The organism is Streptomyces sp. NPDC001157, assembly GCF_053598255.1.
Map to the genome: position 1 here is coordinate 1 of NZ_JBSFJW010000034.1, position 12,463 is coordinate 12,463.

Here is a 12,463-nt window from a genome sequence, read left to right on the forward strand (position 1 = left end):
GTTTCCCGATCCGATTTCCTCGGCGCTTTCCAGGTTCCCGCTTTCGCGTTTCCCTTTCCGGCGGTTCCGACTCTATCAGATCCTTTCGGGCCTGACTCCCAGTCAGAGGGGCTGTCCTCCCGGCCGTTGGGCCGTTCCGACGTCTCAAACCTTAGCGGATCCCTTCGGCAGTTCCTAATCGAGCTGCCGGGTCCGAATCGAATTGAATTCGGGCATGCCGAAATCAATCCCATTGGGAGATCGTTCTGATGGTTTGAGGTGCCGCTTGTGCGGCGGAGGTGCTGTCGCAGAACCGTTACGGCTCCGTGGCAACCCGAAGAACTTTACGGATCCAGGAGGGGGCTGTCAAGCACCCCCTGTCAAGATCTTTTATGGCGACCTCGGTCCAGGCCTCAGTCCAGGTCGCTGAGGCGTCCGCCGGCGTCCGGCTGGGCGTGTTCCACCCTACGGAGGAGACGGGTGAGGACCTCGCCGAGGGCAGTGCGCTCGTCGAGGGACAGGTCCTGGAGGAGGTCCTCCTCGAAGACCGTGGCGAGGCGCATCGCTTCGAGCCACTTCTCGCGGCCCTCCGCGGTCAGCTCCACGATCACCCGGACCCGGTTGGACTCGTCGCGCTCCCGGGTCACCAGGCCCTCGGCGACCATGCGGTCGATCCGGTGGGTCATCGCGGCCGGCGTCAGACCCAGGCGCTTCGCGAGATCGCTCGGGCCCAGCCGGTAGGGGGCGCCGGAGAGGACGAGGGCCTTGAGGACCTCCCACTCGGCGTTGCTGATGCCGAGGGCGGAGGTCTGACGGCCGTAGGCGACGTTCATGCGGCGGTTCAGGCGGGAGAGGGCCGAGACGATCTTTTCGACCTGGGGGTCGAGGTCCCGGAACTCGCGCTGATAGGCGGCGATCTGCTCTTCGAGTGTCGGTTCGCCGAGGGTGCCGGGGGTGTCGCCCATGGGCGAAGTATGGCACGGGCGTGCTTGGCGTTGAAGTTCTTCTGGGTGTACTGTTTAGCTTCGAAGTTTAGCTTCGAAGTCTTCATACCTAACTACTGAGAGAGGTGAACGTGACCAGGGCGATGGGCGCAGCGATGCGCCGGATCCACGTGGGTAACGCACTCAGCGCGTTCGGGCTCGGCTTCACCGTCCCCTACCTGTACGTCTATGTGGCGCAGGTGCGGGGACTGGGGGCCATGACAGCGGGGCTCGTGCTCGCTGTCTTTGCCGTGGCCGCGCTGATCGTGCTGCCGTTCGCCGGACGGGCCATCGTCCGGCGCGGTCCCCGGCCGGTCCTGCTCGCCGCCTTGGTCACTGCCGCCGTTGGAGCGCTGAGCCTGGGGCTGGCGGGCAACAGCACCACCGTTCTGTTGTCGGCGGCCGCGCTGGGCGCCGGACAGGCCGTGATGCAGCCGGCGCTCGCGACGATGATCGTGGACTGCTCCACGGCGGACACGCGCTCGCGCGCCTTTGCCATGCAGTTCTTCCTGCAGAACCTGGGGCTCGGTGTCGGCGGGCTCATCGGCGGCCATCTCGTCGACTCTACGCGCGTCGACTCCTTCACCTTGCTGTTCTCGATCGAGGCTGCGGTGTTCGTGCTGCTCGCGGTCGTGATGGCCACCGTGCGGATGCCGCACTCCCCGCGCATCGAGGACGCGCCCGCGCAGTCCGCGAAGGGCAACTGGAAGCAGCTGCTCGGCAACCGGGCCATGGTGCAGCTGTCCGTGCTGGGCTTTGTGCTGTTCTTCGCCTGCTACGGACAGTTCGAGTCGGGGCTGAGTGCGTACGGGGTCGAGGCCGCGGGCATCTCGACGTCCGCGCTGGGGACGGCGCTCGCCGCCAACACGCTGATGATCGTCGTCGCGCAGTTCGCCGTACTGAGGTTCGTCGAGCGTCGGCGCCGGTCCCGGGTGATCGCCGGTGTCGGGCTGATCTGGGCCCTGGCGTGGGTCCTGGCCGGGTACGCCGGGCTCGGGCACGGCAGCCAGGAGATGGCGACGGCCGCGTTCGTGTCGACGTACGCCTTGTTCGGGCTCGGTGAGGCGATGCTGTCGCCGACCGTCGCTCCGCTGGTCGCCGATCTGGCTCCGAGCGGGATGGCGGGGCAGTACAACTCCGCCTTCGCCCTGGTGAAGCAGCTTGCGCTGGCCGTCGGGCCGGCGGTGGGCGGGCCGCTGGGGGCCTCGCTGCCCGCGCCGTACATCGTGATGTTCCTGCTGTTCTCGCTGGGGATCACCTTCCTCGCGCTGCGGCTGGGGCGGCAGCTCACCGCCGTACAGGACCAGCCGTGGCTCGGGAAGAGCCGGGTGGTCGCCCGGGGCGGGGCTGCTGCGGAGCCGGTGGTCGCGGAGGCCTGAGCGGGGTCAGGTCGAGCCCTTGGGGAGTACGAACTCGCACCAGACCGCCTTGCCTCCGCCCGGGGTGCGCCGTGAGCCCCAGTTCGAGGCGATCGTCGCGACGATGGCGATGCCCCGGCCCGACTCGTCGCCGGGCTCCGCGCGGCGGCGGCGGGGCAGGTGGTCGTCGCCGTCGGTGACCTCGATGATCAGGCGGCGGTCGGTGCGGCGCAGGCGCAGACGCATCGGTGGTGTGCCGTGCTGGAGGGAGTTGGCGACCAGTTCGCTGGCCGCGAGGACGCCGAGGTCGTGGAGGTCGGTGGGGAAGCGCCAGCTCGTCAGGACGCCGGAGGCGAAGGCACGCGCGCGTGGGGCCGCTTCGATGCCGCCGAGGAGTTCCAGGGCCGCGTTGCGGAAAAGGTCGCTGTCCGGGCCTGTGCGGGCCGGGTGCTGGAGGACCAGGACGGCCACGTCGTCGTCGTGGTCCGCCGTCACGCCCGCCGAGCGGACCAGGCGGTCGCAGACGACCTGGGGGGTGCCCGTGGCGCCGGCCAGGGCGCGCTCCAGGGCCGCGATGCCCTCGTCGAGGTCCTCGTTCCTGCGTTCGACCAGGCCGTCCGTGTAGAGGACGGCCGTGGAGCCGGGGCCCAGGGGGATCGAGCCCGACGCGTGCATCCAGCCGCCCGTGCCGAGGGGCGGGCCGGTCGGTTCGTCGGCGCGCAGGACGACTCCGCTCTCGTCGCGGACGAGGATCGGGAGGTGGCCGGCGGAGGCGTACACCAGACGGCCCTCGTTCGGGTCGTGGATGGCGTAGACGCAGGTGGCGATCTGGTTGGCGTCGATCTCCGTGGCCAGGCCGTCGAGGAGTTGCAGGACCTCGTGCGGGGGCAGGTCGAGGCGGGCGTACGCGCGGACCGCCGTGCGGAGTTGGCCCATGACGGCCGCGGCACGTACGCCCCGGCCCATCACATCGCCGATGACCAGGGCCGTGCGGCCGCCGCCGAGGGTGATGACGTCGTACCAGTCGCCGCCGACCGCCGCCTCGGTGCCGCCGGGCTGGTAGGTGGCGGCGATGCGCAGGTCGTCGGGTTCTTCGAGTTCCTGCGGCAGCAGTGAGCGCTGGAGGGTGACCGCTGTCTCGCGCTGGCGGCGTTCGCTGGCGCGCAGGCGTTCGGCGGCCTCTGCGTGGTCGGTGACGTCGGTCGCGAAGACCAGTACGCCCGCGTTCTCGCCTTCTGTCACCGGGGTGCAGGTGAAGGTGTAGGAGCGGCCGTCGGGGGCCTTGCGGGACTTGAGGGTGCGGGGCTTGCGGCTGCGCAGGACCTGGTCGAGGAGCGGGAGCAGGCCCAGTTCGTCGAGTTCGGGGAGAGACTCGCGGGTGGGCTCGCCGAGGGGCCGTACGCCGAAGGCCGTCACATAGGCGTCGTTGATGTAGGCGACGCGGTGGTCGGGGCCGTGGACGAGGGCGACCAGGGCGGGGACCCGGTCGAGGACCTCGCGGACGGGGAGTTCGTCGACGCCCGGTACGGGTGCGTGCTCGTCGGTGAGTTGTTCGGCGCGGGCCGCGGGCACGGCGTTCGGGGGCTCGGCCTGCCGGTCGGGGGCGGCCGTGTGATCGGTCCGCGCTGCGGCGCGGCGCTGCGTTCCGGGGAGCCGGGCGCTCCAGCGCGTGAAGTTCACGAATCCTTGCCTCGTGTCGTCGTCTTCGGCGTCTTCGGCCGGCTCCGGACCCGTCCGGAGGTCTGGGGGGGTGACACCCCCGGGATGCAGCACGGTGGAGAGAGCCTCTTGGGTTCGAAGGGCGAGCATCTGCTCGCCCCGGGGGGCGGGGATCAGTCTGGCAGTGTGGCCTACCGGGGCGACATCCGTGAGACGCCCACCCGGTCGGTGGAGTTCCTGGGTCCGGTCAGGACGACCCCTTCGGGTCGTTCATCGGGTCGGTAGGAGGCTTTCCACCGGCCGCGAGTTCGAACTCCGCTCGGGGATGTTCGAGCGAACCGAGGGAGACGATCTCCCGCTTGAAGAGGCCCGAAAGGGTCCATTCGGCCAGGACGCGGGCCTTGCGGTTGAAGGTCGGCACCCGGCTGAGGTGGTAGACGCGGTGCATGAACCAGGCAGGGTAGCCCTTCAGCTTGCGCCCGTAGACGTGGGCGACGCCCTTGTGGAGGCCCAGGGAGGCGACCGAGCCGACGTATTTGTGCGAGTACGTCTCAAGGGGTTCGCCGCGCAGGGAGTGCGCGATGTTGTCGCCGAGAAGCTTGGCCTGGCGGACCGCGTGCTGGGCGTTGGGGGCGGTCTCCATGCCGGGTTCGGCGGCGGTGACGTCGGGGACGGCGGCGGCGTCTCCCGCCGCCCACGCGTGCGTGGTGCCCTCGATCGTCAGCTGGGGGGTGCATTTCAGCCGACCACGTTCGGTGCGGGGGAGGTCGGTGGCGGCGAGCAGCGGGCTGGGTTTCACGCCGGCTGTCCAGACGACCGTACGGGTCGGGAAGCGGGCGCCGTCGCTGAGGACGGCGACGCGGTCGGCGCAGGACTCCAGGCGGGTCTGCAGGCGTACGTCGATGTTGCGGCGGCGCAGTTCGGTGACCGTGTAGCGGCCCATCTCCTCGCCGACCTCGGGGAGGATGCGGTCCGAGGCCTCCACGAGGATCCACTTCATGTCCTCGGGCCGGACGTTGTGGTAGTAGCGGGCGGCGTAGCGGGCCATGTCCTCGAGTTCGCCGAGCGCCTCGACCCCGGCGAAGCCGCCGCCGACGAAGACGAACGTGAGGGCCGCGTCGCGGATCGCGGGGTCGCGGGTGGAGGAGGCGATGTCCATCTGCTCGATGACGTGGTTGCGCAGGCCGATGGCTTCCTCGACCGACTTGAAACCAATGCCGTGGTCGGCGAGGCCGGGGATGGGCAGTGTGCGCGAGATCGAGCCGGGGGCGAGGACGAGTTCGTCGTACGTCATGTGCTCGGGACCCGCTCCCTCCTCCTCCGTGGCGAGGGTGGTGAGGGTGGCGGTGCGCTTGGCGTGGTCGATCGACCGGACCTCGCCTACCACGACATGGCACTGGTCCAGGACCCGGCGCAGCGGTACGACGACATGCCGGGGTGAAATGGCACCGGCGGCCGCTTCCGGAAGGAATGGCTGATAGGTCATGTACGGGTCTGGAGTGACGACTGTGATCTCGGCCTCGCCCCGCTTGAGTTCCCGTTTCAGCTTCTGCTGGAGGCGCAGGGCCGTGTACATCCCGACGTAGCCACCGCCGACAACGAGAATGCGCGCACGTTCCTTCACCATCCCATGACGCACCCGGCGCTTGCGTTTGTCCACAGCCCCGACAATTTGTGTGACGCGGGGCCGGGGACGCCCAGGGTTGGCCGAATTGCCCGAGTGCACGGAAGGATTGCAGGTCAGCGGGTGTGCGCCGGATGACCTTGGGGGGCGCAATCGGGACGTATGCGACCCGTACTCCGATCGGGGGGCGCTCCGTGCGGAACCTGCCCCTTCTGAATTGACTCCCTCTCAACTATGTTCGTGTCTCGACGGGGTGTAGGGGGATGTGCTCATCGGTCGTCGAGTCCGCGACGGGCGGGCCGGTGAACCGGGCTTGTTCCCACGCTCCGGCAACCAATGAATGGCGGGGAGAGTCTCCGGGGGGAGACGTCATTACCGGGGGAACGCTTATGCATGTTCAGGACTCTCATTGGTCGTCCGCGTCTGCACTGACATCGGGCGGCATGGTGAGCGCGGCGACGGGCAACGGACGCGGGGACGCCTCGCGTACGACGCCGCTGCGCGTGGATGCACAGCGCAATCTGGAGCACGTACTGCGCGCGGCGCGCGAGGTCTTCGGCGAGCTGGGGTACGGCGCGCCGATGGAGGACGTGGCGCGGCGGGCGCGGGTGGGTGTGGGGACCGTGTACCGGCGGTTCCCGAGCAAGGACGTCCTGGTGCGGCGGATAGCCGAGGAGGAGACCTCCCGGCTGACCGACCAGGCCCGGGCGGCGCTCGGCCAGGAGGACGAGCCGTGGTCGGCGCTCTCGCGCTTTCTGCGGACGTCGGTGGCCTCGGGCGCCGGGCGGCTGCTGCCGCCGCAGGTGCTGCGGGTCTCGGTCGCCGACGAGGGGTCCGAGCGGGCCGACGGGACGGTCTTCGACGAGACCCGGGTGCCGCAGCAGCGGACGCAGCCGGGTTCCGGGGAGCTGCGCCTCGTTCCCGAAGGGGCCCCGAGGGCCTCGGCGGAGGACGACACGGGTGCGGCGACGCTGCTCGAGGTCGTGGGCCGGCTCGTGGAGCGGGCGCGCGAGGCGGGTGAGCTGCGGGCCGACGTGTCGGTCTCGGACGTACTGCTGGTCATCGCGACGGCGGCACCCTCGCTGCCGGACGCGGCTCAGCAGGCGGCCGCTTCGGCACGGCTGCTCGACATCCTGCTGGAGGGGCTGCGGTCGCGGCCGGCCTGAGGTGGCGGGCCGGTCTGCGGGAGGGGGCGTGTCAGCGTCTCCGGCCGCCCGTACCTCGAACGGTCCGTCACTCGAAGAGGTGACTGTGGGGCGTGGGCACTGCGCAGCCCGCGCGCCCGGCGTGAGCCCGGAAAGAGCGGGACATTTCCGGCATGCCACTCAACTGCCGCTCAACTTCCGCCTGTCGGGCGTCAATTGAGCCTTCCCCGAATGGGCGAGGGCTAGTACTACGGCACGACAAGTCCCCACGGACGGGTGGATGGTCCGCTCGGATGGGTCCTGAACAAAAGCCAATATGGCACTCTGACCCGGTGTTCGGGACTGGTTGGGCAGGCGTCGGGGGCTTTCCGCGATGAGCGTTGACGGGCGGGACGAGCCACTGGGTGACGGTGACCCGGAGGCCGGCGGTTCGCCGCAGGTGCCGAGTCAGGGCGGGCCGGGCGGACGCGCGGGCGTCCCCCGCGGCGGCGGTCGCCCGGAGACCGTCATCCCGCCGCAGGGCGGCGAGCCGGTCGAGCCCGTCGAGGGCAGCGTCCCGGCGCAGCGCGACCGGCGGGAGGACGGCGTCCTGCCGCCCCCCAGGGATCTGCTGCCCTCCGACGCCGATCTGATCGGGCGGATGCGCTCGGGCGACGACAGCGCGTACGAGGAGCTGTACCGGCGCCACGCGGACGCGGTGCGCCGCTACGCCCGCACCTGCTGCCGTGACGCACACACCGCGGACGACCTCACCGCGGAGGTCTTCGCCCGCATGCTCCAAGCGGTACGCGGCGGCCACGGCCCCGAGCACGCCGTACGCGCGTATCTGCTCACCACGGTCCGGCGCGTGGCCGCGAACTGGACGAAGTCCGCGAAGCGGGAGCAACTGGTCGACGACTTCGCGGTGTTCGCGGCGCAGGCCGCGCGCTCCTCGGAGGTGTCCGACGACACTGCATCCATCGGCTCCTTCGGAGCGGGCTTGGATCTCGGCGCCGACGTGCGCGCGATGCACGAGGCCGAGCAGTCCATGGCCATGCAGGCCTTCCGGTCGCTGCCGGAGCGCTGGCAGGCCGTGCTGTGGCACACCGAGGTCGAGGACGAGTCGCCGAGCGAGGTCGCCACGCTCTTCGGTCTTGACGCCAACGGCACGCGTGTGCTCGCCAGCCGCGCCCGCGAGGGCCTCAAGCAGGCCTACCTCCAGGCCCACGTCAGCGCCGCGCTCGCCGGGGACGAGGAGTGCGCCCGCTACGCCGACCGGCTCGGCGCCTACGCCCGCGGCGGACTGCGTACGCGCGCCGAACGGGGGCTGCGCAAGCACCTGGAGGAGTGCGCCAAGTGCCGACTGGCCGCGGGCCAGATCAAGGAAGTCGCCAGCGGTATCCCGGGCGTCGTGCCGGTCGCGGTCATCGGCTGGTTCGGTGCCGCCGGGTACGCCAAGGTGGCCGCGCTCATCGCGGGCGGCACCGGAGCCGGTGCGGCGGGCGCCGCGGGTGCGGCCGCGGCGGCGAGCGGCGGCTCCTCCAGCGGGGCGGGCACCGGTGGCGCGGCTGCCTCCGAGGGGCTGGGGGCACCCGCGAAGATCGGCATCGCCGCCGGTGTCCTCGCCGCGGCGGGTGTGGCGGTGGCCCTCGCGCTGTCCGGGAGCGACACCCCGGTCAGGAAGCCGGACGCGAAGCCGCCCGCCTCCGCGCCGGTCGTCCGGCCCGAGTCGCCCGAGCCGACACCGCCGACGAAGAAGCCCAAGCCGAAGCCGAAGCCGCCGGTGATCGTGCACGCGGCGGCTGCCACGCCCGCTCCGACCCCGACTCACCCGCCGAAGTCCACCCCGACACCCACCCCCAGGCCGACACCGAAACCGACACCGAAGCCCACGCCCACGCCCACCCCCACTCCGCCGCCGGTTCCGGCCGTCTACCAGTGGAGCGGGCTGTCGTACGACCTCGGCGGCGACGGCACCAAGCCCGAGATGCGGCTCGGTGAGAGCAGCTGGGTGTGGCAGCGGTACGGCATGGCGATCGCCGGCAAGCAGTACACGCAGGGTGTGACCGTGCACGGCACGTCCTCCGTCACCGTCGACCTCAACCGCACCTGCTCCGCCTACGACGCCGTGGTCGGTATCGACGACATGACCCTGGGGCTCGGCAAGGTCTACTTCTCCGTCTACGCCGACGGAGTCCGGCTGTGGCAGTCCGGGCTGATCCAGGCCGGCTACCAGGCGGTCCCGGTCCATGCGAACCTCGCCGGGCACCGGACCGTACGGCTGGTCGTCCAGCCGCAGAGCAGCTTCGACACCCTGACGCTCGCGGACTGGGCCGAGTCGAAGTTCACCTGCTCATAGCGCCGTACAGCCCCCGTCCGGGCTACGGGAGCTGCTCGGCCGGGTGTCTGCGCAACGCCTCGCCGAGTTCGGCGAGGAGGCCGTCGGCGAGGAGGCCGTCGGCGGTGAGGGCGGCGCCCCGGGTGCGCTCCTCCTCGTACTCCTCGGCGCACAGTGCGGCGCGGGCGGCGGCCTCGGCCCGCTCGGCCTCGGAGCGCTCCGGCACGGGGCGCGGTTCGCCGCCCCGCAAGTGCTCCGCGGCGGCGAGCAGGCGGACCGCGCGCGGATGGTCTCCCAGATCGGACAGCAGGACCGCCGCACCGTCCACGAGGCTTGCCATGACCACGTCGGCGCAGCGCCGCTCCATCGCCTCGCGGACGGTGTCGGCCAGCTTCGGCAGTCCGTGCGCCGGGCCCGACTCGGCGACCGTCACCAGGCCGTCGATCGCGTTCAGCATCACCATGAACTGGGGCGGAGGCGTGCCCCGCTCGATCTCCGCGCGAGCCGCGTCGTGCAGTGCGCGGGCGCGGGCGGTGTCCTTCTCGTCCAGCGCGAGCTGGGCGCGCATCAGCAGGACGAACGCCCTCGAGTCCGGTACGCCGTAGCGGTCCGCGGCGGCGGTCGCCTCGTCCAGACCGCGGACCGCGGCCACGCGATCGCCCGCCCGGTAGGCGATCTCGGCGAGCCGGGCCAGCAGGAACGGCGTCTCGGCGTACGCGCCCACCTCGTAGGCCAGCCGCAGCGCCTCCCCGTACTCGCCCTCGGCCTCCTCCAGGCGGCTTCGGGCCATCGCCGCCTCGCCGGCCGCACTGCACACCTGGGCCCGCATCCAGCGGTCGCCGACGCGCCTGCTCAGCTCCCTGAGCTCCGCCAGGTCCTCGTCCACGCCCTTCATGCCGCCCGGTGAGTCGACAGCCATGTGCGTACGGAACATCAGGGCGACGCCGACCGCCCAGTCGTCGCCGTGGACACGGCAGTTGGCGACGGAGACGTCCAAGGCGGCGCGGGCGTCCTCCGCGCTGTCCAGGACGAAGGTGGTGAACGGCCAGACGAGGCCCGGCATACGGGCCGCCTCCGGACCGCCCCGCTCGAAGAACTCCCGCAGCCGGCCGACGTACTGACGCATCCGGTCGCTCAGCAGCGACTCCATCGGTTGGGTGTCCGACTTCATGAAGAGTTGCAGCATCCGGAGGTTCATCCGGAGGGTGTGGCGGGGGTGGTGTGCCTCGGCGTCGGGGGCGGAGAGGAAGGCGTCCATGGGATCCAGGGGATCTGTCGCGGCTTGCCGGGTCGGGGCGGGGGTCGGCGAGGCGACGGTGGTGTTGTCCAGAGCGACGCCCAGGCGGAGGACCTGGTCCAGCCAGGACCCGGCCTCGTGGCGGTAGTTGCGCAGCCACCAGAACCAGCCCATGGAGAGGGTGAGCGCGGCGGCCTCCGGCTCATCGCCCGCGGTGAGGGCACGGTGGAGAGCGGCGCGGATGTTGTCCAGCTCGGTCTCCAGACGGGAGATCCACGGGAGTTGGCCGCCGGAACGCAGGAGGGGGTCGGCCTCCTCCACGAGCGCGCGCACCCACGCGCTGTGCCGGCGCTCGGCCGCGGCGCGCAGTTCGGGGACCTCCGCGGCGCGCTCCGCGGCGTACTCGTGGATGGTCTCCAGCATGCGGTAGCGCATGCCGCCGGAACCGGTCCCGTCGCACGGCGTCTCCGTCGCGGTGGCGACGATCAGGGACTTGTCGACGAGCGCCCCGACGACATCGGTCGCGGGGCCGGTGCACACGGCCTCCGCCGCCGCGAGGTCCCAGCCGCCGGCGAACACGGAGACCTCGCGCAGCACCGTGCGCTCCCGTTCGTCGAGCAGTTCCCAGGACCAGTCGACGACTGCGCGCAGGGTCTGCTGGCGGGGCAGGACCGTACGGCTTCCTGAAGTGAGGAGGCGGAAGCGGTCGTCGAGACGGTCGGCGATCTGGCGGGGGGTGAGCAGCCGGAGCCGGGCCGCGGCCAGTTCGATGGCCAGCGGCAGGCCGTCCAGGCGGCGGCAGATCTCCTCCACCGCCTCGCGGTCGCGGAGCACGGCGGCCGCGTCGGGACGGACGGCGCACGCGCGCTCCTCGAAGAGGCGGTGCGCCTGGTCGAGGACGAGGGGTTCGACCGGGCGCACGGACTCGCCGGGGACGCCCAGCGGCTCACGGCTGGTGGCAAGGATCGTGAGCCCGGGGCAGCGGGTGAGCAGCGTCTCGGCGAGGGCTGCCGCTGCTTCGATGACATGTTCGCAGTTGTCAAGGATCAGGAGTTGGCTGCGCGGGGCGCAGTACTCGACGAGCAGGGCGAGGGGGTCGTCCTGCGGAGCCGTCAGCTCGGAGGTCATCAGCACGGTCTCGCGCAGACCGAGCGCGCTGACCACCGCGCCGGGCACCGCCTCCGGGCGGTCCAGCGGTGCCAGTTCGACCAGCCACGCCTGGGGGAGCCCGGCGGCGGCTTCCTCGGCGAGGCGGGTCTTTCCGGAGCCGCCCGGACCCGTGAGGGTGACGAGCCTTGCCCTGTGCAATTCGGAACGGATGGCGTCGAGTTCTGGTTCCCGGCCCACGAAAGAGGTAAGGCGGGGACGGATGTTGCCGGTGTGGGTGGGGGGTTCGGGTGGGACGGGCGTAGGCGTGGGACGTGGTGTTGTCGCCGGGGTGAGCAGTTCCGTGTGCAGGGCGCGCAGTTGGGGGCCGGGGTCGGTGCCCAGGCCTTCGGCGAGGGCTCGGCGGGCTGTCTCGTATGCGGCGAGGGCGTCGGCTGTGCGGCCCGTGTCGCGCAGGGCGCGCATGAGCAGGGCGTGCAGCGGTTCGTCGTACGGGTGCGCCGCGGTCAGTTCCTTCAGGTGCGGTACGACGGCGTGGGCGCGGCCGAGGTGCAGGTCCGCGTCGATGCGGGCCCTTGTCGCCTCGCGGTGCAGCGCGTCGGGGCGGGTGGCGGCGAGGCGGTCCGGGAGGTCGGCGAGGGCGGGGCCGCGGTACAGGGCGAGGGCCTGGTCCAGTGTGTGGGCGGCGGTGTGCGGGTCGCCGTGGTCGAGGGCTGTTGTGCCCTGCCGTACCAGTCGCTCGAAGACGAACAGGTCTACGTCGTCCTGGGTCGCCTCGAGGCGGTAGCCGCCGGGGGCGGAGGTGATGCTCTGTCTGCCCAGGGTGCGGCGGAGGCGGGCGATGAGGGCCTGGAGGGCGGCGGGGGCGTCCTGGGGCGGGGTGTCCGACCAGACCTCGTCGATCAGGGTGTCGGGGGTGGTGACTCGGCCTGGGCGTAGGGCCAGAGCGGTGAGGAGGGTGCGGAGGCGTTGGCCGGGGACGGGTAGGGAGGTGCCGTGGTCGTCCTCGGCCTGGGTGACGCCCAGGATTCTGTACCGCACCAGGTCATTGTCG

The 12,463-nt window shown here is 71.6% G+C and carries 7 protein-coding genes; 3 read left to right on the top strand and 4 right to left on the bottom strand.

Translation table 11 applies throughout. From position 1 onward, the window contains the following. Positions 1-392: 392 nt before the first annotated feature. A complete protein-coding gene (locus ACWDAG_RS38075) occupies positions 393-944 on the bottom strand; it encodes a MarR family winged helix-turn-helix transcriptional regulator (protein ID WP_450700140.1) in 552 nt (183 codons plus the stop codon). A 110-nt stretch (positions 945-1,054) separates the two neighbouring features. Between ACWDAG_RS38075 and ACWDAG_RS38080 the strand changes: the two genes are divergently transcribed. Then, entirely contained in the window at positions 1,055-2,341 is a 1,287-nt protein-coding gene (locus ACWDAG_RS38080; protein ID WP_450700141.1) for an MFS transporter, read from the top strand. A gap of 6 nt (positions 2,342-2,347) precedes the next feature. Here the strand turns inward: ACWDAG_RS38080 and ACWDAG_RS38085 are convergent, their stop codons facing one another. Then, positions 2,348-4,000, bottom strand: coding sequence for an ATP-binding SpoIIE family protein phosphatase (locus ACWDAG_RS38085; protein ID WP_450700142.1), 1,653 nt, complete (start codon positions 3,998-4,000; stop codon positions 2,348-2,350). A gap of 226 nt (positions 4,001-4,226) precedes the next feature. After that, on the bottom strand, positions 4,227-5,606 hold the full coding sequence (locus ACWDAG_RS38090; protein WP_450700143.1) for an NAD(P)/FAD-dependent oxidoreductase: 1,380 nt from the start codon (positions 5,604-5,606) through the stop codon (positions 4,227-4,229). Between the two features lie 386 nt (positions 5,607-5,992). On the opposite strand from ACWDAG_RS38090, the gene ACWDAG_RS38095 reads away from it, so the two are divergent. Beyond that, positions 5,993-6,769, top strand: coding sequence for a TetR/AcrR family transcriptional regulator (locus ACWDAG_RS38095; protein WP_450700144.1), 777 nt, complete (start codon positions 5,993-5,995; stop codon positions 6,767-6,769). Positions 6,770-7,121: 352 nt separating this feature from the next. Continuing rightward, a complete protein-coding gene (locus ACWDAG_RS38100; protein ID WP_450700145.1) occupies positions 7,122-9,086 on the top strand; it encodes a sigma-70 family RNA polymerase sigma factor in 1,965 nt (654 codons plus the stop codon). Between the two features lie 22 nt (positions 9,087-9,108). Here ACWDAG_RS38100 and ACWDAG_RS38105 read toward each other — a convergent pair whose 3' ends face one another. Continuing rightward, entirely contained in the window at positions 9,109-12,450 is a 3,342-nt protein-coding gene (locus ACWDAG_RS38105) for a BTAD domain-containing putative transcriptional regulator (RefSeq protein ID WP_450700146.1), read from the bottom strand. Positions 12,451-12,463 lie beyond the last annotated feature (13 nt).